This is a genomic window from Pseudomonas sp. PDM10 (assembly GCF_014852295.1).
In the GTDB taxonomy this organism is placed as follows: Bacteria; Pseudomonadota; Gammaproteobacteria; order Pseudomonadales; family Pseudomonadaceae; genus Aquipseudomonas.
This window is the reverse complement of record NZ_JACVBJ010000005.1, coordinates 255,353-281,144: the sequence shown is the minus strand read 5'-3', so window position 1 is coordinate 281,144 and position 25,792 is coordinate 255,353. Positions and strand designations below refer to the sequence as shown.

Here is a 25,792-nt window from a genome sequence, read left to right as displayed (position 1 = left end):
TTAGGCCGCGGATTCTACCAGACCTTTGCGATCACGCAAGCTGTCCCTTACACCAGTCGTCTGCTAGGCTCCCGGCCCAAAGCGCCGTCCCTGTTGGAGCGAACTGTGGCGAGGGGATTCATCCCCGTTGGGTCGCGAAGCGGCCCTGAACCTGTGATCACGGTGTTTCAGAAAAACCGTATTCACCTGGTTTGCGACTGCTTCGCAGCCGAACGGGGCGGTGCGACGTTTCGCTGAATCCCCTCACCACAGTTAGCTCCCACAGGTGGCAGCCCCGCTGTTTATTTCCTGCTTATCGAGATCCCCCGCGTGCCCGACGCCATTTTGCGCCTCGCCCTGCCTTCGCCTCTGCGCCGCCTGTTCGATTACCGTGCCCCGGCCGGGATCCTGCGTGCCCAGTTGCAGCCGGGCATGCGCCTGCGGGTGCCGTTCGGCCGACGGGAGATGATCGGGATTCTGGTGGAGGTGACCGATCACAGCGAAGTGCCGGTAGAAAAGCTCAAGCCGGCCCTGGCCCTGCTCGATGCCACGCCACCCCTGCCGCCAGCGCTATTCAAACTGTGCCTGTGGACGTCTCAGTATTACCAGCACAGCCTCGGCGACACTTTGAGCTGGGCGCTACCGGTACTGTTGCGACAAGGCGAACTGGCCGAAGCACGGCAGGAGCGCTTCTGGTCCGCCGCGCCCGGCGCCAGCCTTGATGACCCGCGCATCGCTCGCGCTCCGCGTCAACGGGAGGCCCTGGCGACCCTGGCCCAACATCCCCATGGCGTCGCCCATCAGTTGTTGAGCAAACTGATGCTGAGCAAGGACAGCCTGGATTTGCTGCTGGCCAAGGATCTGGTGCACGTCGAAATCCGCAAGCACGCCCCCGACGCCCGCCACGAACACTGGCTGGCGCAGCCGGAACTGCCGCTCAACCCGGAGCAACGTGCAGCCTATGAGGCGATTCGCGCCGGGTTCGACAGTTATCACGCATTCCTGCTGGCCGGCGTCACCGGCAGCGGCAAGACCGAAGTCTATTTGCAGCTGATCCGCGAAACCCTCGAGGCAGGCAAACAAGCGCTGGTGTTGATCCCGGAGATCAACCTCGGCCCGCAGACCCTGGCGCGCTTCGAGCAGCGCTTCAATGCACGCATCGCGCTGATCCACTCGGCGGTCAATGACCGCGAGCGCCTTGAAGCCTGGCTCGCTGCGCGGGATGGTGACGCCGACATCATTATCGGCACCCGCTCGGCGCTGTTCACGCCGATGAAGAACCCCGGCCTGATCATCATCGATGAAGAGCACGACGGTTCCTATAAACAGCAGGAAGGCCTGCGCTATCACGCCCGCGACCTGGCATTGGTGCGCGCACGCCAGGAAAACATCCCGATTGTCCTCGGCTCCGCCACGCCTTCGCTGGAAAGCCTGCACAACGCCTACACAGGTCGATACGGGCTCTTACGCCTGAATGAGCGCGCCGGCGGCGCCAAGCAACCGCGCTTCCTGCGTCTGGACGTGAAAAGCCGTCCACTGGACAGCGGCATTTCCGGGCCGATGCAGCAGGCCATCGGCCAGACGCTGGCCGCTGGGCAACAAGTGTTGGTGTTCCTCAACCGTCGCGGTTTTGCGCCCACGCTGCTCTGCCATGACTGTGGCTGGATGTCCGAGTGTCAGCGCTGCGATGCGCGCATGACCGTGCACCAGCGCTCCGGCGAACTGCGCTGCCACCATTGCGGCTACGTCGAGCGCGTCCCTCGGCATTGCCCGAAATGCGGCAAGGTCGATTTAAGGCCAGTCGGCGCTGGCACCGAGCGCGCCGAAGAACGATTGGGGATTTTGTTTCCGGACGTCCCGGTGCTGCGGGTCGACCGCGATAGCACTTCGCGTAAAGACGCCATGAATCAGCTGTTCGCGACCATTCAGAAGGGCCAGCCCTGCATTCTGGTCGGCACGCAAATGCTTGCCAAAGGGCACCACTTTCCACGGGTGACGCTGGTGTCGATTCTCGATGCCGACGGCGGGCTGTTTTCCGGCGACTTCCGCGCCAGCGAGCGCATGGCGCAGTTGATCGTCCAGGTGGCCGGGCGCGCGGGCCGGGCTGAAGAGCCGGGCAAAGTGATCATCCAGACGCACCTGGCCGACCATCCGCTGCTGGTGCAATTGACTGAACAGGGCTATTTCGCCTTTGCCGAACAGGCGTTGAGCGAACGTCGCTCGGCGGGTCTGCCGCCGTTTGCGCACCTGACGCTGCTGCGGGCCGAAGCGCACAAACCGGGGCAAGCTGAAGGTTTTCTTGATGAGGCGTGCAGCGAGGCCGAGCGTTTGCTGGCCGAACAACACCTGACCGGGATTGAACTGCTAGGGCCGGTGCCGGCACCGATGGAACGCCGGGCCGGGCGTTATCGTGCGCAGTTGTTGCTGCAAGCGACGGCCCGGGCGCCGTTGCATCGACTATTAAGCAGCTGGCTGCTGGTGTTGGAACAGATGCCGAGCGGGCGGGCGGTGCGCTGGTCGCTGGATGTCGATCCTGTGGATTTGTATTGATTTTGATATCGCCATCGCGAGCAGGCTCGCTCCCACAGTGGATTTGCGGCGCTCACCCGGTCAATGTGGGAGCGGGTTTGCTCGCGAAGGCGGCCGATTTGTCACCACATATCCATAACCTGCCCGCTATAGTTGGCAAGCCCGTCTTCGCAACGGATAATGCCCAGTTTTTCCACTAGCGCATCCAGGCGCCGCCGCGCTTGCGGTCGAAAGAGAACACCATGAAAGACACCATTCGCCAGCTGATCCAACAAGCCATCACCCAACTCGTCAACGAAGGTGTGTTGCCTGAAGGCCTGTCGCCGGCGATCCAGGTGGAAAACTCCCGTGACAAGACTCACGGCGATTTCGCCAGCAACATCGCCATGATGCTGGCCAAACCGGCCGGTATGAAGCCGCGCGACCTGGCCGAGAAAATCATCGCCGCGCTGCCGGCTGACGAAAACGTCATCAAGACCGAAATCGCCGGTCCCGGCTTTCTGAACTTCTTCCAGAACACCCAGGCCTTGGCCACTCGCCTGGACGCCGCCCTGGCCGATGCCCATATCGGCGTGCGCAAGGCGGGCCCGGTGCGGCGCACTGTCGTCGACCTGTCGGCACCGAACCTGGCCAAAGAAATGCACGTCGGCCACTTGCGCTCGACCATCATCGGCGACGGCGTGGCGCGCGTGCTGGAATTCCTCGGCGACGAAGTGATCCGTCAGAACCACGTCGGCGACTGGGGCACCCAGTTCGGCATGCTGATGGCGTATCTGCAGGAAAACCCGATCACCAGCGACGAACTGTCGGACCTGGAAAACTTCTACCGCGCCGCCAAGCAACGCTTCGACGAATCCGCAGAGTTCGCCGATCGCGCCCGTGGCCTCGTGGTCAAGCTGCAAGCCGGCGACCCGGACTGCCTGGCGCTGTGGACCAAGTTCAAAGACATCTCGCTGTCGCACTGCCAGAAAATCTACGAACTGCTGAACGTCAAGCTGACCATGGCCGACGTGATGGGCGAAAGTGCCTACAACGATGACCTGATCAACGTAGTCAACGACCTCAAGGCCGCTGGCCTGCTGGTCGAGAGCAACGGCGCCCAGTGCGTGTTCCTCGACGAGTTCAAGAACGCCGACGGCGATCCGCTGCCAGTGATCATCGTCAAGGCTGACGGCGGTTACCTCTACGCCACCACCGACCTGGCGGCCGTGCGTTACCGCAGCGGCAAGTTGAAGGCTGATCGCGCGCTGTACTTCGTCGACCAGCGTCAGGCCTTGCACTTCCAGCAAGTATTCCAGGTCGCGCGCCTGGCCGGCTTCGTGACGCACCCGATGGAAATGGAGCACATGGGCTTCGGCACCATGAACGGCGCCGATGGCCGTCCGTTCAAGACCCGTGACGGCGGCACCGTGAAGCTGATCGACCTGCTGACTGAAGCCCAGGAACGCGCCTACACCCTGGTGAAAGAAAAGAACCCTGCACTTGCCGAAGACGAACTGCGCAACATCGCCAAGGTTGTGGGCATTGGCGCGGTGAAATACGCCGACCTGTCCAAGCACCGCACCAGCGACTACAGCTTCAACTTCGACCTGATGCTGAACTTCGAAGGCAACACTGCGCCGTACCTGCTGTACGCCTACACCCGCGTGGCCGGCGTGTTCCGCAAACTCGGCAAGGACTTCAGCGAAGTCGAAGGCCAGATCGTCCTCGAAGCACCGCACGAGCACGAGCTGGCGACGAAGCTCGCGCAGTTCGGCGAAGTGCTGAACAACGTTTCTGACAAAGGCACGCCGCACATCCTGTGCACCTACCTGTACGATGTCGCCGGCCTGTTCTCCAGCTTCTACGAGAACTGCCCGATCCTCAACGCCGACACCCCGGCGCAAATGCAAAGTCGTCTGCGCCTCGCCGCGCTGACCGGCCGCACTCTCAAGCAAGGCCTGGAACTCTTGGGTCTGGAAACTCTGGAGCGTATGTAAGTTGGCTGCCAAGAAAAAACCTGCACCCAAGCGTGGCGCCAGCCGTTACCAAGCTCCTGCAAAGCAACCGATCCCGGGGTGGCTGTGGATGGCCATCGGCCTGACGGTCGGCGCGTTTGTTGTGTTCCTGATGAAACTGGAACCGGGCAAGGGCAGCGAGAGCGTCAAGCGCGAGAAGATCGAGCAGCAGAAAGCCACCAAGATCGCCGAGGCCAACAAGACCCCGCCGAGCCCGACGCAACCGGTGAAGCCGAAGTACGACTTCTACACGTTGCTGCCGGAATCGGAAGTCATCGTGCCGCCGGATGCCGTGCCGGAGAAAACCCTGCCGACGCCACAAGTGCCGGCCATTCCGACGACGCCGGTTACGCCAGAGCAAGCGGCGAAGATCGATACCGCGCGGGCTCAGGCCGCACTGGCCGGGATTACCCCGCCGCCAGCGCCGCCGGTGTCCAAAGCGGCGCCAGTGACCAAGTTCTTCCTGCAGGCCGGCTCGTTCCGCAAGGAGGCTGATGCGGACAAGGTCCGGGCCCAGATCATCCTGCTCGGCCAGGCGGTGACGGTTGAATCCGGCACCGTGAAGGACGAAACCTGGTACAGGGTATTGGTCGGCCCGTTCAGCAACCGCGAGCAACTGACCACGGCCCAGAAACAACTGGCCGGCAGTGGGTTCAGCAACCTGTTGTTACAACAACGCCAAAGCCGCTGACCCTTTTTTTGTGGGCACCTTAATCTGAGGTCGCCCACAAACCTGTGGTGAGGGGATTTATCCCCGTTGGGTCGCGCAGCGGCCCTCAAACCTCCACCTGCGGAGTATCAGACATACCGCGGGCACTGGTTTCGCGACTGCTCTGCAGCCGAACGGGGATAAATCCCCTCGCCACAGTTATCGCATGCCATTCGTCCCCCACCGTTGAAATCCTCTCCACCACCCCCATATGAGTTGGCATAAGGCATTTTCGCCCCGCTGCGTGGAGACTCTCCCTTTGACCACCATCGTTTCAGTTCGCCGCCACGGCAAAGTCGTCATGGGCGGCGACGGCCAGGTTTCGCTCGGCAATACCGTGATGAAAGGCAATGCGAAGAAAGTTCGCCGCCTGTACCACGGTCAGGTGATCGCCGGTTTTGCCGGGGCCACCGCTGACGCCTTCACCCTCTTCGAGCGCTTCGAAGGCCAGCTTGAGAAACATCAGGGCCACCTGGTTCGCGCCGCTGTCGAACTCGCCAAAGAATGGCGCACTGACCGCTCCCTCAGCCGCCTCGAGGCCATGCTCGCGGTCGCGAACAAAGACGCCTCTCTGATCATCACCGGCAACGGCGACGTGGTCGAACCCGAAGAAGGTCTGATCGCCATGGGTTCCGGTGGCGGATACGCCCAGGCCGCCGCCAGCGCGCTGCTGAAGAAAACCGATCTGTCGGCCCGGGAAATCGTCGAAACCGCCCTCGGCATCGCCGGCGACATCTGTGTATTCACCAACCACACCTTCACCATTGAGGAGCAGGACCTCGCTGAGTAAGCCTGTTTTGGCCACCACGCCACGGCTCACTTTTATCTGAGGACCGCCAATTACTATGTCCATGACTCCCCGTGAAATCGTCCACGAACTCAATCGCCATATCATCGGCCAGGACGATGCCAAGCGCGCCGTCGCCATCGCGCTACGTAACCGCTGGCGCCGGATGCAGCTGCCTGAAGAGCTGCGCGTTGAAGTCACGCCAAAAAACATCCTGATGATCGGCCCGACCGGTGTCGGTAAAACCGAGATTGCTCGTCGCCTGGCGAAACTGGCCAACGCGCCGTTCATCAAGGTCGAAGCGACCAAATTCACCGAAGTCGGCTATGTCGGCCGCGATGTTGAATCGATCATTCGTGACCTGGCCGACGCGGCGATCAAGCTGCTGCGCGAACAGGAAATGACCAAGGTTCGCCACCGCGCCGAAGACGCCGCCGAAGATCGCATCCTCGACGCCCTGCTGCCACCGGCACGCATGGGTTTCAGCAACGAAGACGCCGGATCGTCCGCTGACTCCAACACCCGCCAACTGTTCCGCAAGCGCCTGCGCGAAGGCCAGCTGGATGACAAAGAGATCGAAATCGAAGTCGCCGAAGTGACCGGTGTCGATATCTCCGCGCCGCCGGGCATGGAAGAGATGACCAACCAATTGCAGAGCCTGTTCGCCAACATGGGCAAGGGCAAACGCAAGAGCCGCAAGATCAAGGTCAAGGAAGCACTGAAACTGGTGCGTGACGAAGAAGCCGGTCGCCTGGTCAACGAAGAAGAGTTGAAGGCCAAGGCGCTGGAAGCGGTCGAGCAGCACGGCATCGTGTTCATCGACGAAATCGACAAGGTCGCCAAGCGCGGCAACTCCGGTGGCATCGACGTCTCCCGTGAAGGTGTACAGCGCGACTTGCTGCCACTGATCGAAGGCTGCACCGTCAACACCAAACTGGGCATGGTCAAGACCGACCACATCCTGTTCATCGCATCCGGTGCGTTCCACCTGAGCAAGCCGAGCGATCTGGTGCCTGAGCTGCAAGGTCGTCTGCCGATTCGTGTCGAACTCAAGGCGCTGACGCCTGAAGACTTCGAACGCATTCTCAGCGAGCCGCACGCCTCGCTCACCGAGCAATATTGCGCCCTGCTGAAAACCGAAGGCCTGGTGATCGAGTTCCAGCCGGACGGTATCAAGCGCATTGCCGAGATCGCCTGGCAGGTCAACGAGAAGACCGAGAACATCGGTGCCCGTCGCCTGCACACGCTGCTCGAGCGCCTGCTTGAAGAGGTGTCGTTCAGCGCCGGTGATCTGGCCAGCGCCCACGACGAAAAGGCGATCCTGATCGATGCCGATTACGTCAACAGCCACTTGGGCGAATTGGCGCAGAACGAAGACCTGTCCCGTTATATCCTGTAAGCCAAGCGACCCTCTGTAGGAGCACAGCTTGCTGGCGATAGCGCACTTAAGATCGCCATCGCCAGCAAGCTGTGCTCCTACAGGAGTCAGACCACGCGCCTACAGACGGACTCCAGGTCATGACCCAACTCCCCACCGACATCAAACTGCACAAAGCCTCGAAAACCCTGTCGCTGAAATATGCGTCCGGCGAGGAGCATCACCTGCCCGCCGAGTTCCTGCGCGTGCACTCTCCTTCCGCCGAGGTCCAGGGCCACGGCAAACCTATCCTGCAATTTGGCAAGATCGGCGTAGGCCTGACCAAGGTCGAACCGGCCGGTCAGTACGCACTGAAATTGACCTTCGACGACGGCCACGACAGCGGCCTGTTCACCTGGGAATATCTGTACCAGCTGGGCGTGCGCCAAGAGGATCTCTGGAACGATTATCTTGCCGAACTCAAAGCCGCCGGAAAGACCCGCGATCCGAACGAATCCGTCGTCAAGCTGATGCTCTAGCTCAGGCCTTTCGCTCATTAGAAGGCATTTTCTAATTCCATCTGTTTGAATGCTCCGCTTTCGGGTCAACGATTGGCCCGCTTGCGAAAAAAATTAAACTCGGGTAACCAATGGAGCTGGCAAGGTACCTGCAGTGCTCTCTGAACTAAAAAGCAGCGATGCAGAATTAACGGTCACCCGAGCAGTAGTACCTGGCATTGGCTGTGGACTGCACAGCTGGACCCAGGTATTCGTCTCAGGACAATGGAGCGTCGTAGATGAGTAACAAGAATAACGATGACCTGAAAGTTCAGGCCTCGGAAAATACCTTGGGGCTGAATCCGGTCGTTGGACTGCGTAGAAAAGATCTGTTGGGCTCTGCCCGAATGGTGCTGACCCAGGCCATCAAACAACCGATTCACAGTGCAAAGCATGTCGCTCATTTCGGTATCGAACTGAAGAACGTGCTGTTCGGCAAATCCGCGCTGCAACCGACAAGCGATGACCGTCGCTTCTCCGATCCGGCCTGGAGTCAGAACCCGCTCTACAAACGTTATTTGCAAACTTACCTGGCGTGGCGCAAGGAGCTCCACGACTGGATCGGCGAAAGCAACCTCTCGCCCAAGGACGTCGCACGCGGGCATTTCGTGATCAACCTCATGACCGAAGCCATGGCCCCGACCAACAGTGCGGCCAACCCGGCGGCGGTCAAGCGCTTCTTCGAGACCGGCGGCAAAAGCCTGCTCGACGGCCTCTCCCATCTGGCCAAGGATCTGGTGCACAACGGCGGCATGCCGAGCCAGGTCAACATGGGCGCGTTCGAGGTCGGCACGAGCCTGGGCGTCACCGAAGGCGCGGTGGTGTTTCGCAATGATGTGCTGGAGCTGATCCAGTATCGGCCGACCACCGAGCAGGTGCACGAGCGCCCACTGTTGGTGGTGCCACCGCAGATCAACAAGTTCTATGTTTTCGACCTGAGCCCGGACAAGAGCCTGGCGCGTTTCTGCCTGCGCAACAACATGCAGACGTTCATCGTCAGCTGGCGCAACCCGACCAAGGAGCAGCGTGAGTGGGGTCTGTCGACCTACATCGAAGCGCTCAAGGAAGCGGTCGACGTGGTCACCGCGATCACCGGCAGCAAAGACATCAACATGCTCGGCGCCTGCTCCGGTGGCATCACCTGCACCGCCCTGCTGGGCCACTACGCCGCGCTCGGCGAGAACAAGGTCAACGCCCTGACGCTGCTGGTCAGCGTGCTGGACACCACCCTGGACAGCGACGTTGCACTGTTCGTCGACGAACAGACCCTCGAATCCGCCAAGCGCCACTCCTATCAGGCCGGCGTACTGGAAGGCCGCGACATGGCGAAAGTTTTCGCCTGGATGCGCCCCAACGACCTGATCTGGAACTACTGGGTCAACAACTACCTGCTGGGCAACGAGCCGCCGGTGTTCGACATCCTGTTCTGGAACAACGACACCACACGGTTGCCCGCAGCGTTCCATGGCGACCTGATCGAGATGTTCAAGACCAACCCATTGATCCGCGCCGATGCACTGGAAGTGTGCGGCACACCGATCAATCTGAAGCAGGTCACTGCCGACATCTACTCCCTGGCCGGAACCAACGACCACATCACCCCGTGGAAGTCCTGCTACAAATCGGCGCAACTGTTCGGTGGCAAGGTTGAGTTCGTGCTGTCCAGCAGCGGGCATATCCAGAGCATTCTGAACCCGCCGGGCAATCCGAAATCGCGCTACATGACCAGCACCGAGATGCCGGTCAAGGCCGAGGACTGGCACGAAAACTCCACCAAGCACACCGATTCCTGGTGGCTGCACTGGCAGGCATGGCAAGCCGAGCGTTCCGGCAAGCTGAAGAAGTCTCCAAGCAGTTTGGGCAACAAGGCTTATCCGGCGGGTGAAGCTGCACCCGGCACTTATGTGCATGAGCGATAACTGACACACCTCGCCCCCCTGTGGGAGCGAGCTTGTGTGGCGAGGGGATTTATCCCCGTTGGGTGGCGAAGCCGCCCCAAAACCTGCAGCCTCGGTGTATCAGTTACACCGAGGGCATTGGTTTTACGACTGCTTCGCAGTCGAACGGGGCGGTGCGACGTGTCGCTAAATCCCCTCACCACACAAGCTCAGCTCCCACAGGGGATCGGGGGTGAAATTGAGACAGTGACCCACAGGGCCTGAAGCATGCCGCAACCGTTCATATTCCGTACCGTCGACCTGGATGGCCAGACCCTCCGCACGGCAGTACGCCCCGGCAAGCCTCACTTGACGCCCTTGCTGATTTTCAACGGCATCGGCGCCAACCTGGAGCTGGTGTTTCCGTTCGTCGCCGCGCTGGACCCGGACCTGGAAGTCATCGCTTTCGACGTCCCTGGTGTCGGCGGTTCGTCGACGCCAAGGCGACCGTATCGCTTTCCGGGCCTGGCGAAACTCACGGCGCGGATGCTCGACTATCTCGACTACGGGCAAGTCAACGTAATCGGCGTGTCGTGGGGTGGCGCCCTCGCCCAGCAGTTCGCTTACGACTATCCCGAGCGCTGCAAGAAACTCGTTCTGGCGGCCACGGCGGCTGGCACGGTGATGGTGCCGGGCAAGCCGAAAGTCCTGTGGATGATGGCCAGCCCACGACGCTACATCCAGCCGTCTCACGTGATTCGCATTGCGCCGATGATCTATGGCGGTGCATTCCGTCGCGATCCGACCCTGGCCGCCAGCCATGCCGCCAAGGTCCGCTCGGCAGGCAAACTCGGTTACTACTGGCAGCTGTTCGCCGGCCTCGGCTGGACCAGCATTCACTGGTTGCACAAGATCAACCAGCCAACCCTGGTACTGGCCGGTGACGACGATCCACTGATTCCGTTGGTCAACATGCGGTTACTGGCCTGGCGGATTCCCAACGCCCAATTGCACATCATCGATGACGGGCATCTGTTCTTGATTACCCGGGCCGAAGCAGTGGCACCGATTATCATGAAGTTTCTCCAGGAAGAACGTCAGCGTGCCGTGATGCATCCGCATCCGGCGCCATTGGGCGGCTAATCGGCCCTGGCTTTTGTTACAAAAAGGGGTCGGGAAGACGCAGCGCCGCGCAACAATCCGCAACAGCGTCTATGGTGTTCTGGTTCGGTGTAACTGTATTTGGCCTGAAGACGAAGGAGTGTTGATTCATGCGCGAAAAACCAGCGAGGGAATTTTTGCCCACTCCCGCCGCGTTCATTAATGCGCAGAGTGCGATTTCCGGTTTGCGTGGGCGGGATCTGTTTTCCACCCTGCGCAGCGTTGCCGCCCATGGATTGCGCAACCCGGTGCATACCGCCCGACACGCCTTGAAGCTGGGCGGTCAACTGGGCCGCGTACTGCTGGGCGAAACCCTGCACCCGACCAATCCGCAGGACAATCGCTTTGCCGACCCGGCGTGGAGCCTCAATCCTTTTTATCGCCGCAGTTTGCAGGCTTACCTGAGCTGGCAGAAGCAGGTCAAACACTGGATCGACGAGAGCAACATGACTCCGGACGATCGCGCCCGCGCGCACTTCGCCTTCGCCTTGCTCAACGACGCCATGGCACCGTCCAACAGCCTGCTAAATCCGCTGGCGATCAAGGAGATCTTCAACTCCGGCGGCAGCAGCCTGGTGCGAGGCATCAGCCACCTGGTCGACGACTTCCTGCACAACGACGGTCTGCCCAGACAAGTCACCAAACAAGCTTTCGAGGTCGGCAAAACGGTCGCCACCACTACGGGCTCCGTGGTGTTTCGCAATGAGCTGCTGGAGTTGATCCAGTACAAGCCCATGACCGAAAAGCAGTATTCCAAACCGCTGCTGGTGGTGCCGCCACAGATCAACAAGTACTACATTTTCGACCTGAGCCCGCACAACAGCTTCGTCCAGTTCGCCCTGAAGAACGGCCTGCAAACCTTCATGATCAGCTGGCGCAATCCGGATGTGCGTCATCGCGAATGGGGGCTGTCGACGTACGTCGAAGCCGCGGAAGAAGCGATGAATGTGTGCCGGGCGATCACCGGTGCTCGCGAGGTCAACCTGATGGGCGCCTGCGCGGGCGGGCTGACCATTGCCGCCCTGCAAGGCCATTTGCAGGCCAAGCGACAACTGCGGCGGGTGTCCAGCGCGACCTACCTCGTGAGCCTGCTCGACAGTCAGATGGACTCGCCGGCGACCCTCTTCGCCGACGAACAGACGCTTGAAGCGGCCAAGCGTCGCTCCTATCAGAAAGGCGTGCTGGACGGCCGCGACATGGCCAAGGTCTTCGCCTGGATGCGCCCCAACGATTTGATCTGGAGCTATTTCGTTAACAACTACCTGTTGGGCAAGGAGCCGCCAGCGTTCGACATCCTCTACTGGAACAACGACAACACACGTTTGCCGGCAGCCTTGCATGGCGACTTGCTGGACTTCTTCAAACACAACCCGATGAGTCATCCGGGGGGTCTGGAAGTGTGCGGCACACCGATCGACTTGCAGAAAGTCACCGTCGACAGCTTCAGCGTCGCGGGCATCAACGACCACATCACCCCGTGGGATGCGGTGTACCGCTCGACCCTGCTGCTGGGTGGCGAGCGGCGCTTCGTGCTGTCCAACAGCGGTCATGTGCAGAGCATTCTCAACCCACCCTCAAACCCGAAAGCCAACTTTGTCGAGAGCACGAAGCTGAGCGCTGACCCAAGGGCCTGGTACTACGACGCCAAGCCAGTCAGCGGCAGTTGGTGGACTCAGTGGCTGGGCTGGATTCAAGAACGTTCAGGCGCGCTAAAAGAAACCCACATGGCGCTCGGCAACCAGAACTATCCACCGATGGAAGCGGCACCCGGCACTTATGTGCGCGTGCGCTGACTGACAACGAACCACGGCCGGCGCCGGCCGTGGCATGACTCGACCATTAAGAAGACTGGATGAAAACCCGCGACCGGATTCTCGAATGTGCTTTGCAGTTGTTCAATCACAAGGGCGAGCCGAACGTCTCCACCATGGAAGTTGCCAACGAAATGGGCATCAGCCCGGGCAACCTCTACTACCACTTCCACGGCAAGGAACCATTGATTCTCGGACTGTTCGAGCGCTTCCAGGCCGAACTGGCGCCGCTGCTCGATCCACCGGCCGATGTGGAGCTGGCACCGGAAGATTATTGGCTGTTCCTGCACCTGATCGTCGAGCGCCTGGCCCATTACCGGTTTCTGTTCCAGGACCTGTCGAACCTCGCCGGGCGCTTGCCGAAACTGGCCAAGGGCATACGCAACCTGCTCAATGCGCTGAAGCGCACACTGGCTTCGTTGCTCGCACGATTGAAGGCTCAGGGGCAATTGGTCAGCGATACCCAGGCGTTGGGGCAACTGGTGGAACAGATCACCATGACACTGCTGTTCTCGCTGGACTATCAGCGGATTCTTGATCGCGAGGGTGAGGTGAGATTGGTGGTGTACCAGATCATGATGCTGGTGGCGCCGCATTTGTTGCCGCCGATCAAGGTCGCGACGGAGCAGATGGCCCTTCAATACCTCGAAGAACACGAGTAACCCCTGTAGGAGCTGAGCTTGCTCCGGGCGGCGTTCCGACGATGGCGGCGTGTCAGTCGGTATTAATGTTGGCTGACCCACCGCGATCGTCGGAACGCCGCCCGGAGCAAGCTCAGCTCCTACAGGGACTTGTGGTGCTTTCCAGAATTCCATGCATAAAAAAACGCCCGACCTTTGCAGGCCGGGCGTTTTCTTGAGCCCTGAAAATCAGGACTGACTGGTTGGCGTCGAAGGAGCTGGCGCGACAGTCGGGGTTACAGCAGGGGTCGGCGCAGTCGCGGAGTTCGATGCACTGACCGGAGCCGGGGTTGCCGGTTTGGCGGCAGCTACTGCTGGTTTTGGTGCAGCTGCTTTCGGCGCTGCCGGCTTTTTCACCGCTGGCTTCTTCGCTGCGGCAGGTTTGGCCGCTGGCTTGGTAGCGGGTTTGGCCGCTGCAGTTTTGGCAGCCGGTTTAGCGGCTGGTTTTGCTGCTGCTTTGGCCGCTGGCTTGGCTGCTGCAGGTTTCGCTGCGGCAGTTTTGGCCGCTGGTTTGGCAGCCGGTTTAGCGGCAGCTTTAGCCAGTGGTTTGGCAGCGGACTTCGCTGCAGGTTTGGCCGCCGCGGTTTTCGCCGCAACAGGCGCCACCTTGGCACCAGTGAGTTTTTCGATTTGCTTGGTCAGGGTATCGACCTTGCTGTGCAGTGCTTTGACTTCATTGCGGCTCGGTACACCCAGGCGCGAAATGGCGCTGTTCAGACGCTTGTCGAAAGCCCCTTCCAGCTCATCCCACTTGCCCAGTGCGCGATCTTTCACGCCGCTGATGCGCGACTTGGCCGACGAAGCGGAGTCCTTGGCAGCATCGACTTTTTTGCCGACAGCGCTCTTGGTGAGCTTCTCGGCTTTCTCGCCGTCTTTAACCAATGTATCGAAGAGCTTGCTGCCGTCAGTGTCGATCTTCGAGTACACGCCTAAACCAGCCAGCCAGATTTTGCGGGAGTAGTCTTCGACTTTCCCGATCCACGAGCTGCCTTCTTTTTCGGTGTTCTTTTTACCAGCCATCCCGTTCTCCTTAAGATTTACGCGCGACGCGTTCGAGCAATGCCGTCAGCTCATCGAGCTTGGCAGAGAGTGTCTCAACGTCATGTTTAGACGGAATGCCGATACGATTCAAGGTACTTGCGACACGCGAGTCAAAAGCCTTCTCGACCTTGTCGAGTTGAAGTTCGACCTTGCCTTTGAAAGTGCTTACTTCACTCTTGGCTTCATCGATCTCGGCATTGGCCGCTTCAAGTTTCTCGGCAACTACTTTTTTGCCTTTCTTTTCAACAGTTTGACCAGCCTTTACCAACTCTTGAAAGTACTCGCTGCCCTCTTGGCCGACCTTGGTGTAGGCACCCAGGCCTGCCAGCCAGATCTTGCGGGCATAAGATTTAACGTCGCTCAGAGCAGTTGTCGAAGCGTCGATTTTTTTCTTCAAAATAACTTTGGCCATGGTGCACCTCACGCGCAGAAGGTTTGAGGAACTGCCCGCGAAAGCGTCGGGCTCAGGCACAAAGTAGGGAGAAAAATTAGAAACGGCACCCTAACAACTGACACAAATCCTTGGGCACACCACAAAACAAATGTGGGAGCCAGCCTGCTGGCGATGGCGGTGTATCAGACAACATCTATGTTGACTGACGAGCCCTCATCGCCAGCAGGCTGGCTCCCACATTTGATCCCGTTTCATGCGAAGACCGAATCACGCCAACGCTTTATCCAGCGCCTTTTCGATTTCCGATTTGATCATGCCGCTCATGGCCGACATCATCAGGCCCAACTCCACATCGACGCGGATCGAATCCTCGCCCACATACACCGCGCCTTTCACACCGGAACGTTTGAGGTTCAGGGTGTCGCCGGACCATTGCGGCTCCAGGCCATATTGATCGGACAGCTTCTGCGCCAACAGATCAGCCTTCTCGCGGGCCGCTTCCTTACCCAGGCCATGGGCACGTTCAACACTAATACGGGCCATCGAATGACTCCTGCTTTATGAATACTTCCCTGAAGATCTTGACCGCTACTGCGGCAAAACGTCCCGGTGGTTACCTATCTTACCTGCAGCCTTGCCAAGACAAAGCAGGCCACCGGGATTAGAATGTCCCGCATTCTCTTCTGGTGACAGCGATATGACTGATCAGCGCAAAGGCAGTGATGCCGAACCCACCACTCACTTCGGTTTCAAAAACGTTCCGGAAAGCCAAAAAGCGGAAAAAGTCGCTGAGGTATTCCACTCGGTAGCCGCCAAGTACGACTTGATGAACGACCTCCTGTCTGGCGGCATGCACCGTCTGTGGAAGCGTTTCGCGATCGAGCTGTCGGGTGTTCGCACCGGTAACCGCGTGCTGGACATCGCTGGCGGCACGGGCGACCTGACCAAGAAGTTCTCGCACCTCGTTGGCCCGACCGGCCAGGTGGTGTTGGCCGACATCAACGAATCCATGCTCAAGGTCGGTCGTGACCGCCTGTTGGATCTGGGTGTGGCCGGTAACGTCGAATTCGTTCAGGCCGACGCTGAAAAGCTGCCGTTCCCGGACAACCATTTCGACTGCGTGACCATCGCTTTCGGCCTGCGCAACGTTACCCATAAAGAAGACGCCCTGCGCTCGATGCTGCGCGTACTGAAACCGGGCGGCCGTTTGCTGGTGCTGGAGTTCTCCAAACCGACCAACGCGCTGATGTCCAAAGCCTACGACGCCTACTCGTTCGCCTTCATGCCGCTGATGGGCAAGCTGATCACCAACGACTCGGAAAGCTATCGCTACCTGGCCGAATCGATCCGCATGCACCCGAATCAGGAAACCCTGAAGTCGATGATGGTCGAGGCCGGTTTCGACCGCGTGACCTACCACAACATGACCGCAGGCATCGTCGCCCTGCACCGTGGCATCAAGCCCTGATGTTGCTGGCCGGCCTGCTCGCCAGCGTTGAACTCGGTCTGAACCGGGTGCTGCGTCTCGACAGCACGGCGTTGCCGCGACTGGCGCATTTGAGTGGCAAGGTGATTGCGGTCGACTGCCGAAGCCCGGCGCTGCAAGTGTTCATCCTGCCCAGCGACGAAGGCCTGATGCTGGCTTCCCACTGGGAAACCGGCGCCGACTGCACCTTGCGCGCACCGGCCTCCAGCCTGTTGAAACTGGCCATGAGCAAGGACAAGACGTCGGTCCTGCATGCTCCTGAAGTCGAACTCGACGGCGACAGCGGCGTGCTGCTGGAGCTGGCGGCGATCCTTCAGGACCTTGAGCTGGACTGGGAGTACGAACTCTCGCGCTGGCTGGGACCGGTCGCCACGCAATTGCTCGGCGGTCACCTGCGCAGTCGCGCACGCTGGTATCAGCAAGGGTTCGCCAGCCTGAACCAGAACCTTGGCGAGTACCTGGCCGAAGAATCGCGCGCCCTCGTCGGTCAGCGCGAAGCCGAAGCCCGTTTTAGTGAACTGGACCAGATCAAACTCGATCTGGAACGTCTCGAGGCGCGTTTCGAGCGCCTCTCCCGATCCCTCGACCCAAGCGATAACGCATGAAGCTGCTTGCCGTCCGCCGTTTGTTGCGCATCCAGCGCGTTGTGATTCGCTACCGCCTCGATGACCTGCTGTTCGCCCTGCCACTGCCGTGGTTTCTGCTGGCGCTGCGCTACGCCTTGCCGTGGCGCTGGTTCCCGCGCAAGACGCTGGACCTGAGCCGCGGCGCGCGATTGCGTCTGGCGTTGCAGGACCTGGGACCGATTTTCATCAAGTTCGGGCAAATCCTGTCCACCCGCCGCGACCTGCTGCCCGAAGACATCGCCGATGAGCTGATGAAGCTGCAGGACCGCGTGCCGCCGTTCGACTCGCAAGTGTCGGTCAATCTGATCGAAGAACAGCTCGGCAAAAAAATCAGCGAAGTCTTCAGCCGCTTCGACGTCGAACCGCTGGCCTCGGCTTCGGTGGCTCAGGTGCATGCCGCGCAGCTGAAAACCGGCGAAGAAGTGGTGGTCAAGGTCATCCGCCCGGGGCTCAAACCGATCATCGCGCAGGATCTGGCGTGGCTGTTCATCCTCGCCCGCGCCGCCGAAAAGCTCTCGGCCGACGCGCGCCTGCTGCACCCGGTGGACGTGGTCCAGGACTACGAAAAAACCATCTACGACGAACTCGATCTGCTGCGCGAGGCGGCCAACGCCAGCCAGTTGCGACGTAACTTCGACGGCTCGGAGCTGCTCTACGTGCCGCAAGTCTATTGGGACTGGTGCCGGCCAAAAGTGCTGGTGATGGAGCGCATCTACGGCATTCAGGTCACCGACCTCGCGACCCTGGCCGACCAGCGCACCGACATGAAAATGCTCGCTGAGCGCGGCGTCGAGATATTCTTCACCCAGGTGTTCCGCGACAGTTTCTTCCATGCCGACATGCACCCCGGCAACATCTTCGTCAGCACGGTGAACCCGTGGAGCCCGCAGTACATCGCGATCGACTGCGGCATCGTCGGCAGCCTGACGCCGGAAGACCAGGACTACCTGGCGCGCAACCTGTTCGCGTTCTTCAAGCGTGATTACCGTCGTGTGGCGCAATTGCACATCGATTCGGGCTGGGTGCCGGCGGAAACCAAACTCAACGAATTCGAGGCGGCGATCCGCACCGTGTGCGAGCCGATCTTCGAAAAACCGTTAAAGGATATTTCTTTCGGCCAGGTGCTGATGCGCCTGTTCCAGACCGCCCGGCGCTTCAACATGGAAGTGCAGCCGCAGCTCGTTTTGCTGCAAAAAACCCTGCTGAACATTGAAGGCCTGGGCCGTCAGTTGTACCCGGACCTCGATTTGTGGAACACCGCCCAGCCGTTCCTCGAACGCTGGATGCGTGAGCGCGTCAGCCCCAAAGCCTTGATCGGCAACGTGCAGAGCCAGTTCGAACAGCTGCCGCACCTGGCCAACATGGCCCGCGACCTGCTCGAACGCATGTCCCAGCCCCACGCCTACGACCCGCCGCCACCGTGGCACCGCCGCAAGGACGATTGGCTGCTGCGACTGCTCGGCTGTGCGCACCTGGCCGGCGGCACGATACTCGCTGCCGGTGGGCCGCTGAACGAACTGGGTCATTGGCCGGCCGGCATCATGGTGGCGGTTGGTTTGTATCTGGTCGTTCGCCGATAGCCAGCGTCCCCGCACGCTGGCACACTGTTTCAATGCTGAATTTCACGTAGGCTTCTATTCATGAAGTGTGGGCCTGCATCGGAGTCGAAGATGAAAAACTGGCTGGACGAGATCAAGTGGGACGCCGATGGCCTTGTGCCGGCGATTGCCCAGGATCACAAGACCGGGCGCGTCCTGATGATGGCCTGGATGAACCGTGAAGCGCTGGAACTGACCGCTGCCGAGAACCGCGCCATTTACTGGTCACGCTCCCGTGGCAAGCTGTGGCGCAAGGGCGAAGAGTCCGGCCACGTGCAAATCCTGCATGAGATGCGCCTGGACTGTGACGCCGACGTGATCATCCTGATGGTCGAGCAGATCGGCGACATCGCGTGCCATACCGGCCGTCAGAGCTGCTTCTACCGCGTTTTCGAAAACGGCGACTGGACAACCGTCGACCCGGTGCTCAAAGACCCGCACGCCATCTATTCCGCAGGACACAGCCATGAGTGACACTCTGACCCGTCTGGCCCAGGTGCTGGAAGAGCGCAAAGGCGCCGCCGCCGACAGCTCGTATGTCGCCAGCCTGTACCACAAGGGCCTGAACAAGATTCTGGAAAAAGTCGGCGAAGAGTCGGTCGAAACCATCATTGCCGCCAAGGATGCCGCCATCAGCGGTGACTGCAGCGATGTGATCTACGAAACCGCCGATTTGTGGTTCCACAGCATGGTCATGCTCGCCCAACTGGGGCAGCATCCACAGGCTGTACTCGATGAACTGGACCGTCGTTTCGGTCTGTCCGGACACGCCGAGAAAGCCTCGCGTCCGTCCGCCTGAACAACTATTAGAGAGGAGCAGCGACATGGGCATTTTTGACTGGAAACACTGGATCGTCATCCTGGTTGTCGTCGTGCTGGTGTTCGGCACCAAGAAACTGAAAAACCTCGGCACTGACGTGGGCGAGTCGATCAAGGGCTTCAAAAAAGCCATGAGCGATGAAGACAAGCCAGCTGATCCGACGGTGACGCCGGCCCAACCAGTTCCGCCGGTTCAGCCGCAGGCCTCGGTGAATCAGCCGCACACTATCGACGTGCAGGCACAAAAAGTCGAAGAGCCGATCCGCAAAGACGTGTGAGCACTGACTAATGTTTGGTATCAGCTTCTCTGAACTGCTGCTCGTCGGCCTCGTGGCCCTGCTGGTGCTGGGTCCCGAGCGTCTGCCGGGTGCTGCGCGCACCGCCGGTCTGTGGGTCGGGCGGTTGAAGCGCAGCTTCAACGCGATCAAACAGGAAGTTGAACGTGAAATCGGTGCCGACGAGATTCGTCGGCAACTGCACAACGAGCACATTCTGTCGCTTGAGCAGGAGGCGCGGAAGATTTTCACGCCGACTCAGCAGGAGGCCACGCCGGTTCAGCCGGTTGAGCCTGTGGCGGAGCAGACGATTCATGCTCCAGTCGCTGCCGAACCTGCACCTGTTGTAGCAGCCGTTGAACCTGCGCCCGTTGTTGCAGCAACACCGGTTGAACCTGTTACGCCTGCGGCTGCGCCTGTTGCGTCGGCCCCTCATGACCCAACACTGCCGCCGCGAGCCCCATGAGCGATCTCCCCGAAAACGACCAGCACATGCCGCTGGTTTCGCACCTCACCGAGTTGCGTACCCGTCTGCTGCGTTGTGTAGCGGCGATCTTCATCATCTTCGCCGGGTTGTTTGCCTTCACCCAGCAGATCTACACCTTCGTCTCCACGCCGCTGCGTCAGTACCTGCCCGTGGGCGCGACGATGATCGCCACCGATGTGTCGTCGCCGTTCCTGACGCCGCTGAAGCTGACGATGATGGTCTCGCTGTTCCTGGCGATCCCGGTGATCCTGCATCAGATCTGGGGCTTTATCGCGCCAGGCCTGTACAAGCATGAGAAACGCATTGCGGTGCCGCTGCTGGTGTCCAGCATCCTGCTGTTCTATACCGGCATGGCGTTCGCCTATTACCTGGTGTTCCCGCTGATCTTCAAATTCTTCGCCGCCGCCACCCCGGCCGGCGTGGAAATGATGACCGACATCAGCAGCTACCTCGATTTCGTCATGACGCTGTTCTTCGCCTTCGGCGTAGCGTTCGAGATTCCGGTGGCAGTGGTGCTGCTGGTGTGGATCGGCGTGGTCAACGTCGCTTACCTGAAGAAAATCCGCCCGTACGTGGTCATCGGCTGCTTCGTGGTCGGCATGATCCTGACCCCACCGGACATCTTCTCGCAGACACTCTTGGCCGTACCGATGTGGCTGCTGTTTGAAATCGGCATCCTGTTCGGCAGCCTGGTCAGCAAGCGTGGCGAGCACCCTGACGACCAACCGGCCGACGATCACAACGACCAGCCGCCAGCGACTCAACCGTGAACCTGCTGCTGCTCGAAGAGGCCGACTTCATTGCGGCCGACCGGGCGATCCTGCGTGATCGCCGGTTGACGCACATGCAGGAAGTCCACCGCTCGGTTGTCGGCGACAGCCTGCGGGTCGGGCGTATCGGTGGGCTGATGGGCTCGGCCGAACTGTTGCGCCTGGACGCCGATGAAGCCGAGTTGCGCGTCACCCTCGACCAGCCACCACCGGCCAAGCTCCCGCTGACTCTGGTACTGGCCCTGCCACGGCCGAAAATGCTGCGCAGGGTGTTCCAGACCGTGGCGGCCATGGGTGTGCCACGAATCATTCTGGTGAACAGCTATCGCGTCGAGAAGAGCTTCTGGCAAACGCCGTTCCTGGAGCCCGAGGCGATTCGCGAGCAGTTGATCCTCGGCCTTGAACAGGCCCGGGACAGCGTGCTGCCGGAAATCGTCATCGAGAAGCGCTTCAAGCCGTTCGTCGAAGACCGTCTGCCAGCCATTACCGAAGGCACCCTCGGCCTCGTCGGCCACCCCGGCAATTACCCGCCCTGCCCTCGTGGCCTGAACGAACAGGTGACCCTGGCCATCGGCCCCGAAGGCGGCTGGATTCCTTACGAAATCGACCTGCTGGGCAAGGCCGGCCTGCAACCGGTGCAACTCGGCGACCGCATCCTGCGGGTCGAAACCGCCGTCACCGCGCTGCTCGCTCGCCTGTTCTAAGGTCAAACACGCTCCCCTGTGGTGAGGGGATTTATCCCCGTTGGGCTGCGAAGCGGCCCCCAGCGTCTTTTCAGACAAACCAAATTGTCTGGATTTACGACTGCTTCGCAGCCGAACGGGGCGGTGCGACGTTTCGCTAAATCCCCTCACCACAGGTATTTACTCCCCCGCCCATCGTGCTGCACCTACAGATTCCCGGCTGCCAGCCGATACAGTCCCCATAAAACCAACGAATGGTTCGAGGGAGTAGCACATGCACCGATGGCTAGCCGAGAAACTGGGGAACGTCAGCGTCAATCGCAAACTGAGTGTCGGCTTCGGTCTGGTGCTGCTGCTTACCTTGTTGATCACCTTCACCGGTTGGACCGGCCTGAGCGGCGTGATGAGTCGCGGCGATAAGCTGGGGTTCATTGCCAGCCTCAATGACCTGACCAAAGACCTGCGCGTGGCCCGCCTGGAATACGAAATGCGCCGTGGCGAACAAGGCCCCGGTGCGGTCAACGACCTGCTCGGCCAACTCGATACCGGTCTGAAAACCGCACGCACGCTGATTGAACAACCGGCCGACGTGGCCATGATCGACCAGCAACTGGCCGCCGTCAGTGAGTACAAACAAGCCTTCACCGCCATGACCCAGGCCGGCGCCAACCGCGAAGACGCCCGCGGCAAACTCGGCGCCACCGCCGACAATGCCGTGGCTCGTGTCGCCGAAGTCGAAAAATCCATGCTGCAAGGTGACAGCGTCGCCGATTTCAACAGCGTGATCGACCTGAGCAAACTGATCCAGCAAGCGCGCTTCCAGGTGCGCGGTTACACCTACAGCGGCAAGACCGAGGCCGAGCAACCGGCTCTGGACGCCATCGACAACGCGCTGAAAAACCTCGAAAGCCTGCCCTCCAAACTGCCGGAACAGCACATCGCCAACCTGCAGCAGGCCACTGACTCGCTCAAGGCCTATCGCGCCGCCGTCAGCCAGTTCCGAGACTCTCAGGTTGCCAGCGCCGCAGCCCTCCAACGCATGGCCGATCAAGGTCAGATCCTGCGCGACACCAGCAAAAAACTCACCGTGTCGCAAACCATCGTCCGGGACACTGACGCCGCGCACGCCAAAAACACACTGCTAATGGCCACCGCCCTGGCGCTAGCCTTCGGCATGCTTGCCGCGTGGGCCATCACTCGCCAGATCGTGATTCCCCTGAGCCAGACCCTCAAAGTGGCCGAGCGAGTTGCCGCCGGCGACCTGACCCAAAACCTGATCTCTGAGCGTCAGGATGAACTCGGCCAGCTACAGCGCGCCATGCAGAGCATGACCCTGGGCCTGCGCGAATTGATTGGTGGCATCAGTAACGGCGTCACGCAAATCGCCAACGCTGCCGAAGAACTGTCGGCAGTCACCGAGCAGACCCGCACCGGGGTCAACAGCCAGAAGGTCGAGACCGACCAAGTGGCCACCGCCATGAACGAAATGACCGCCACCGTGCAGGAAGTCGCGCGTAACGCCGAAGAAGCGTCCGAAGCTGCCGTCGCCGCCGACCAGCAGGCCCGTGAAGGTGACAAAGTGGTCGGCGAAGCCATCGCCCAGATCGAGCGCCTGGCCAAGGAAGTCGGCAACTCCACCGAGGCCATGAGCCATCTCAAGCGCGAAAGCGACAAGATCGGCAGCGTGCTCGACGTGATCAAATCCGTGGCCCAGCAAACCAACCTGCTGGCCCTCAACGCCGCCATCGAGGCCGCCCGCGCCGGTGAGGCCGGACGTGGTTTTGCGGTAGTTGCCGATGAAGTCCGCAGCCTGGCCCAGCGCACCCAAAAATCTACCGAAGAGATTGAAGAGCTAATCGTCGGCCTGCAAACCGGTACCCAGCAAGTGGCGACCATCATGGACAACAGCCGCAGCCTGACCGACAGCAGCGTCGAACTGACCCGCCGCGCCGGTGGCTCGCTGGAAAGCATTACCCGCACCGTCTCGGCGATTCAGTCGATGAACCAGCAGATCGCAGCGGCGGCCGAGCAGCAGAGCGCCGTGGCCGAAGAGATCAACCGTAGCGTGCTGAACGTGCGCGACGTATCCGAGCAGACCTCGGCAGCCAGTGAAGAGACCGCGGCGTCCAGCGTTGAGCTGGCACGGTTGGGGACGCATCTGCAGATGCTGGTGGGCAGGTTCAAGGTTTGAGGTGATGTGAATGCCTCGGTTCGCACAGGACCGAGGTGACGCCATCGCGAGCAGGCTCGCTCCCACATTGACCGGCGGCGGACACATAATTTGTGTCTGACACGTAACCCTGTGGGAGCGAGCCTGCTCGCGATAGCGGTTCGACAGGCGCTGAGGTTAGAGGACCTGGCGCAAGAAGGCCTGAGCCCGCGGATCCTTCGGTGCATCGAAGAATTCGGCCGGTGAAGCGTCTTCCAGCAATTTGCCGTGATCGAAAAACAGCACCCGATCCGCCACTTCCCGGGCAAAGCCCATTTCATGGGTGACGCACACCATGGTCATGCCTTCCACTGCCAGGGTTTTCATCACGTCCAGCACTTCGCCGACCATTTCCGGGTCAAGCGCCGAGGTCGGCTCATCGAACAGCATGACCTTCGGTTCCATCGCCAATGCCCGGGCGATGGCCACGCGCTGCTGCTGACCGCCGGACAGGCGCGACGGAAACTCATTGGCCTTCTGCGCAATACCAACCTTCTCCAGCAACGCCAGGGCCTTGGCCTCGCGCTCCTTCTTGCCACGCTTGCGCACGACTTTCTGGGCCAGGCAGAGGTTTTCCAGCACGGTCATGTGCGGAAACAGGTTGAAATGCTGGAACACCATGCCGACTTCACGGCGGTAGGCATTCACATCGGTTTTCGGGTCGGCCAGTTGCAGACCATCGATGCTCACCGAGCCCGAGTCGAACGCTTCCAGCCCGTTGAGGCAGCGCAGGAAGGTCGACTTGCCTGAACCGGAAGGGCCGATCACCACCAACACTTCGCCCTTGGCCACCTGCGTGGTGACGTTATCCACTGCGCGAACCACGTGGCCGCGGGTGTCGAAAACTTTTACCAGATCGCGGACTTCAATCACTTTGCGCGAGCCTCCGCTCAAGCCGGCTGGCGATTTTCGACAGCGGCAGGTTGATCAACAGGTACAGACCGGCCACGCAGAACAGGATTTCGAACGGCGAGAACGAGGTGGTGATGACTTCGCGACCGCTTTTGAGCAGCTCGGTAATGGCGATCACCGACACCAGCGAGGTGTCCTTGACCAGACTGATGAACTGACCGGCCAGCGGTGGCAGCACCCGTTTGAACGCTTGCGGCAGCACCACGTGGCGCATCGACTGACCCGCGCTCAGGCCCAGGGAGCGCGCGGCTTCGTTCTGGCCACGGGCGATGGATTGCACGCCGGAACGGATGATTTCCGCCACATAAGCACCGGTGAACAGCGACAGCGCGGCGATCCCGGCGAACTCCCGGGAGAGGTTCATCACCGTGCCGATGAAGAAGTAAAAGATGAAGATCTGCACCAGCAGCGGCGTACCGCGCACCAGCTCGACGTAGATCGTCGAAAGATCGCGCAGGGTCGGGTTGCTCGACAGTCGGCACAGGCCCGTGGCCAGGCCGATCAGCAGACCGAGCACACCTGAAACCACGGACAACCACAAGGTGGTCCAGAGCCCCCACATCAGCGGTCCGGCGGCCCAATGGCGGGTCACACCGATCACGTCGCCTTCGGCCACGTCATCACCTTGGGCGACTTGCAGACTGCTGTCGTCGACGGTCAGATGCTGCTCGACGCCGGCATCGCTGCGCAGGGTGACTTCAGCCTTGTCGCCCTTGCGCACCAGTTCGCTGACGGTGGAGATGTCGGCGGCACGCTGGGATTCTTCGGCGTGGTAGGCGAAGTATTGCGGCACACGGTTCCAGCGCCATTCGTAGGACATCAGCGAGGTGGCGTAATACAACGCGCCGGCCAGGCCGATCAGCAGCAGCACGGTTAAAACGTGCCACGGCCATTGGGCTTTTTTCTGTTTCATGGGTTTAACAAAATCCGAAAGTTGTGTCGCCAGGAAGGCCGTCATCGCCAGCAGGCTGGCTCCCACAGGGGATTTGTGTACGCCACAGATCCAGTGTGGGAGCCAGCCTGCTGGCGATGGGAGCGACGCGGTCTA

At 60.6% G+C, this 25,792-nt stretch carries 25 protein-coding genes and 1 pseudogene; 21 read left to right on the top strand and 5 right to left on the bottom strand.

The features are described 5' to 3' along the window. Positions 1-309 precede the first annotated feature (309 nt). The 10 genes from IB252_RS18980 to IB252_RS18935 all read left to right on the top strand — a co-directional run bounded on the left by IB252_RS18980 (position 310) and on the right by IB252_RS18935 (position 13,426). Positions 310-2,529, top strand: coding sequence for a primosomal protein N' (locus IB252_RS18980; protein ID WP_192409898.1), 2,220 nt, complete (start codon positions 310-312; stop codon positions 2,527-2,529). A 221-nt stretch (positions 2,530-2,750) separates the two neighbouring features. Continuing rightward, positions 2,751-4,487, top strand: coding sequence for an arginine--tRNA ligase (argS, locus tag IB252_RS18975; protein ID WP_192409897.1), 1,737 nt, complete (start codon positions 2,751-2,753; stop codon positions 4,485-4,487). Between the two features lies 1 nt (position 4,488). Further along, positions 4,489-5,196: an SPOR domain-containing protein gene (locus IB252_RS18970; protein WP_192409896.1), complete on the top strand. Its 708-nt coding sequence runs from the start codon at positions 4,489-4,491 to the stop codon at positions 5,194-5,196. Between the two features lie 277 nt (positions 5,197-5,473). Next, a complete protein-coding gene (hslV, locus tag IB252_RS18965) occupies positions 5,474-6,004 on the top strand; it encodes an ATP-dependent protease subunit HslV (RefSeq protein WP_007899242.1) in 531 nt (176 codons plus the stop codon). Positions 6,005-6,059: 55 nt separating this feature from the next. Beyond that, entirely contained in the window at positions 6,060-7,400 is a 1,341-nt protein-coding gene (gene hslU, locus IB252_RS18960) for an ATP-dependent protease ATPase subunit HslU (RefSeq protein WP_192409895.1), read from the top strand. A gap of 119 nt (positions 7,401-7,519) precedes the next feature. Then, positions 7,520-7,897 carry a gamma-butyrobetaine hydroxylase-like domain-containing protein gene (locus tag IB252_RS18955; RefSeq protein ID WP_008025216.1) on the top strand — a complete coding sequence of 126 codons (378 nt, stop codon included), beginning with the start codon at positions 7,520-7,522 and terminating at the stop codon, positions 7,895-7,897. A gap of 257 nt (positions 7,898-8,154) precedes the next feature. Beyond that, positions 8,155-9,834, top strand: coding sequence for a class II poly(R)-hydroxyalkanoic acid synthase (gene phaC / locus IB252_RS18950; protein WP_192409894.1), 1,680 nt, complete (start codon positions 8,155-8,157; stop codon positions 9,832-9,834). Between the two features lie 246 nt (positions 9,835-10,080). Continuing rightward, on the top strand, positions 10,081-10,935 hold the full coding sequence (gene phaZ, locus IB252_RS18945; protein WP_111449378.1) for a poly(3-hydroxyalkanoate) depolymerase: 855 nt from the start codon (positions 10,081-10,083) through the stop codon (positions 10,933-10,935). A gap of 128 nt (positions 10,936-11,063) precedes the next feature. Continuing rightward, complete coding sequence (gene phaC / locus IB252_RS18940) at positions 11,064-12,746, top strand: class II poly(R)-hydroxyalkanoic acid synthase (protein ID WP_192409893.1); 1,683 nt, start codon at positions 11,064-11,066, stop codon at positions 12,744-12,746. A gap of 59 nt (positions 12,747-12,805) precedes the next feature. Further along, positions 12,806-13,426: a TetR/AcrR family transcriptional regulator gene (locus tag IB252_RS18935; RefSeq protein ID WP_008149531.1), complete on the top strand. Its 621-nt coding sequence runs from the start codon at positions 12,806-12,808 to the stop codon at positions 13,424-13,426. Between the two features lie 207 nt (positions 13,427-13,633). Here the strand turns inward: IB252_RS18935 and IB252_RS18930 are convergent, their stop codons facing one another. The 3 genes from IB252_RS18930 to IB252_RS18920 form a co-directional block, all read right to left on the bottom strand. Further along, on the bottom strand, positions 13,634-14,464 hold the full coding sequence (locus IB252_RS18930) for a phasin family protein (protein WP_192409892.1): 831 nt from the start codon (positions 14,462-14,464) through the stop codon (positions 13,634-13,636). Between the two features lie 10 nt (positions 14,465-14,474). Further along, positions 14,475-14,897: a phasin family protein gene (locus IB252_RS18925; RefSeq protein WP_074872868.1), complete on the bottom strand. Its 423-nt coding sequence runs from the start codon at positions 14,895-14,897 to the stop codon at positions 14,475-14,477. 249 nt (positions 14,898-15,146) lie between these two features. Beyond that, entirely contained in the window at positions 15,147-15,422 is a 276-nt protein-coding gene (locus IB252_RS18920; protein ID WP_192409891.1) for a polyhydroxyalkanoic acid system family protein, read from the bottom strand. A gap of 154 nt (positions 15,423-15,576) precedes the next feature. On the opposite strand from IB252_RS18920, the gene ubiE reads away from it, so the two are divergent. From ubiE to IB252_RS30590, 11 genes and pseudogenes are all read left to right on the top strand, one after another. Next, the gene (gene ubiE, locus IB252_RS18915; protein WP_007948968.1) at positions 15,577-16,347 is read left to right on the top strand and encodes a bifunctional demethylmenaquinone methyltransferase/2-methoxy-6-polyprenyl-1,4-benzoquinol methylase UbiE; all 771 of its coding nucleotides are present in this window, start codon (positions 15,577-15,579) and stop codon (positions 16,345-16,347) included. Beyond that, positions 16,347-16,970 carry an SCP2 domain-containing protein gene (locus IB252_RS18910; RefSeq protein ID WP_033055343.1) on the top strand — a complete coding sequence of 208 codons (624 nt, stop codon included), beginning with the start codon at positions 16,347-16,349 and terminating at the stop codon, positions 16,968-16,970. The genes ubiE and IB252_RS18910 overlap by 1 nt, the downstream gene beginning before the upstream one ends. Further along, complete coding sequence (gene ubiB / locus IB252_RS18905) at positions 16,967-18,571, top strand: ubiquinone biosynthesis regulatory protein kinase UbiB (protein ID WP_134101070.1); 1,605 nt, start codon at positions 16,967-16,969, stop codon at positions 18,569-18,571. Before IB252_RS18910 ends, ubiB begins: the two co-directional genes overlap by 4 nt. 90 nt (positions 18,572-18,661) lie before the next feature. Continuing rightward, positions 18,662-19,063, top strand: a complete 402-nt coding sequence (gene hisI, locus IB252_RS18900) for a phosphoribosyl-AMP cyclohydrolase (protein ID WP_192409890.1) — start codon at positions 18,662-18,664, stop codon at positions 19,061-19,063. Then, positions 19,056-19,388, top strand: coding sequence for a phosphoribosyl-ATP diphosphatase (locus IB252_RS18895; RefSeq protein ID WP_007899279.1), 333 nt, complete (start codon positions 19,056-19,058; stop codon positions 19,386-19,388). The genes hisI and IB252_RS18895 overlap by 8 nt, the downstream gene beginning before the upstream one ends. A gap of 25 nt (positions 19,389-19,413) precedes the next feature. Beyond that, the gene (locus IB252_RS18890) at positions 19,414-19,686 is read left to right on the top strand and encodes a twin-arginine translocase TatA/TatE family subunit (RefSeq protein WP_192409889.1); all 273 of its coding nucleotides are present in this window, start codon (positions 19,414-19,416) and stop codon (positions 19,684-19,686) included. Between the two features lie 10 nt (positions 19,687-19,696). Continuing rightward, the gene (gene tatB, locus IB252_RS18885) at positions 19,697-20,149 is read left to right on the top strand and encodes a Sec-independent protein translocase protein TatB (RefSeq protein WP_111449385.1); all 453 of its coding nucleotides are present in this window, start codon (positions 19,697-19,699) and stop codon (positions 20,147-20,149) included. Continuing rightward, positions 20,146-20,940: a twin-arginine translocase subunit TatC gene (tatC, locus tag IB252_RS18880; protein ID WP_169372009.1), complete on the top strand. Its 795-nt coding sequence runs from the start codon at positions 20,146-20,148 to the stop codon at positions 20,938-20,940. Before tatB ends, tatC begins: the two co-directional genes overlap by 4 nt. Then, a complete protein-coding gene (locus IB252_RS18875) occupies positions 20,937-21,644 on the top strand; it encodes a 16S rRNA (uracil(1498)-N(3))-methyltransferase (protein WP_192409888.1) in 708 nt (235 codons plus the stop codon). The genes tatC and IB252_RS18875 overlap by 4 nt, the downstream gene beginning before the upstream one ends. Before the next feature lie 253 nt (positions 21,645-21,897). Next, a pseudogene (locus tag IB252_RS30595) lies at positions 21,898-22,956 on the top strand (methyl-accepting chemotaxis protein); the annotation flags it as partial. Further along, entirely contained in the window at positions 22,942-23,814 is an 873-nt protein-coding gene (locus IB252_RS30590) for a methyl-accepting chemotaxis protein (protein ID WP_372241596.1), read from the top strand. The pseudogene IB252_RS30595 and the gene IB252_RS30590, both read left to right, overlap by 15 nt. Positions 23,815-23,970: 156 nt before the next feature. On the opposite strand, the gene IB252_RS18865 is transcribed toward IB252_RS30590, so the two are convergent. Next, positions 23,971-24,705 carry an amino acid ABC transporter ATP-binding protein gene (locus tag IB252_RS18865; RefSeq protein ID WP_111449389.1) on the bottom strand — a complete coding sequence of 245 codons (735 nt, stop codon included), beginning with the start codon at positions 24,703-24,705 and terminating at the stop codon, positions 23,971-23,973. Beyond that, entirely contained in the window at positions 24,698-25,657 is a 960-nt protein-coding gene (locus IB252_RS18860) for an amino acid ABC transporter permease (RefSeq protein ID WP_192409886.1), read from the bottom strand. The genes IB252_RS18865 and IB252_RS18860 overlap by 8 nt, the downstream gene beginning before the upstream one ends. Positions 25,658-25,792: the final 135 nt, after the last annotated feature.

Excerpts from the sequence above, each read along its gene's own strand:
- argS (WP_192409897.1), top strand. The coding sequence starts at position 2,751 with ATGAAAGACACCATTCGCCAGCTGATCCAACAAGCCATCACCCAACTC.
- hslU (WP_192409895.1), top strand. The coding sequence starts at position 6,060 with ATGTCCATGACTCCCCGTGAAATCGTCCACGAACTCAATCGCCATATC.
- IB252_RS18955 (WP_008025216.1), top strand. The coding sequence starts at position 7,520 with ATGACCCAACTCCCCACCGACATCAAACTGCACAAAGCCTCGAAAACC.
- phaC (WP_192409894.1), top strand. The coding sequence starts at position 8,155 with ATGAGTAACAAGAATAACGATGACCTGAAAGTTCAGGCCTCGGAAAAT.
- phaZ (WP_111449378.1), top strand. The coding sequence starts at position 10,081 with ATGCCGCAACCGTTCATATTCCGTACCGTCGACCTGGATGGCCAGACC.
- phaC (WP_192409893.1), top strand. The coding sequence starts at position 11,064 with ATGCGCGAAAAACCAGCGAGGGAATTTTTGCCCACTCCCGCCGCGTTC.
- IB252_RS18935 (WP_008149531.1), top strand. The coding sequence starts at position 12,806 with ATGAAAACCCGCGACCGGATTCTCGAATGTGCTTTGCAGTTGTTCAAT.
- IB252_RS18930 (WP_192409892.1), bottom strand. The coding sequence starts at position 14,464 with ATGGCTGGTAAAAAGAACACCGAAAAAGAAGGCAGCTCGTGGATCGGG.
- IB252_RS18925 (WP_074872868.1), bottom strand. The coding sequence starts at position 14,897 with ATGGCCAAAGTTATTTTGAAGAAAAAAATCGACGCTTCGACAACTGCT.
- IB252_RS18920 (WP_192409891.1), bottom strand. The coding sequence starts at position 15,422 with ATGGCCCGTATTAGTGTTGAACGTGCCCATGGCCTGGGTAAGGAAGCG.
- ubiE (WP_007948968.1), top strand. The coding sequence starts at position 15,577 with ATGACTGATCAGCGCAAAGGCAGTGATGCCGAACCCACCACTCACTTC.
- IB252_RS18910 (WP_033055343.1), top strand. The coding sequence starts at position 16,347 with ATGTTGCTGGCCGGCCTGCTCGCCAGCGTTGAACTCGGTCTGAACCGG.
- ubiB (WP_134101070.1), top strand. The coding sequence starts at position 16,967 with ATGAAGCTGCTTGCCGTCCGCCGTTTGTTGCGCATCCAGCGCGTTGTG.
- hisI (WP_192409890.1), top strand. The coding sequence starts at position 18,662 with ATGAAAAACTGGCTGGACGAGATCAAGTGGGACGCCGATGGCCTTGTG.
- IB252_RS18895 (WP_007899279.1), top strand. The coding sequence starts at position 19,056 with ATGAGTGACACTCTGACCCGTCTGGCCCAGGTGCTGGAAGAGCGCAAA.
- IB252_RS18890 (WP_192409889.1), top strand. The coding sequence starts at position 19,414 with ATGGGCATTTTTGACTGGAAACACTGGATCGTCATCCTGGTTGTCGTC.
- tatB (WP_111449385.1), top strand. The coding sequence starts at position 19,697 with ATGTTTGGTATCAGCTTCTCTGAACTGCTGCTCGTCGGCCTCGTGGCC.
- tatC (WP_169372009.1), top strand. The coding sequence starts at position 20,146 with ATGAGCGATCTCCCCGAAAACGACCAGCACATGCCGCTGGTTTCGCAC.
- IB252_RS30590 (WP_372241596.1), top strand. The coding sequence starts at position 22,942 with ATGCAGAGCATGACCCTGGGCCTGCGCGAATTGATTGGTGGCATCAGT.
- IB252_RS18860 (WP_192409886.1), bottom strand. The coding sequence starts at position 25,657 with ATGAAACAGAAAAAAGCCCAATGGCCGTGGCACGTTTTAACCGTGCTG.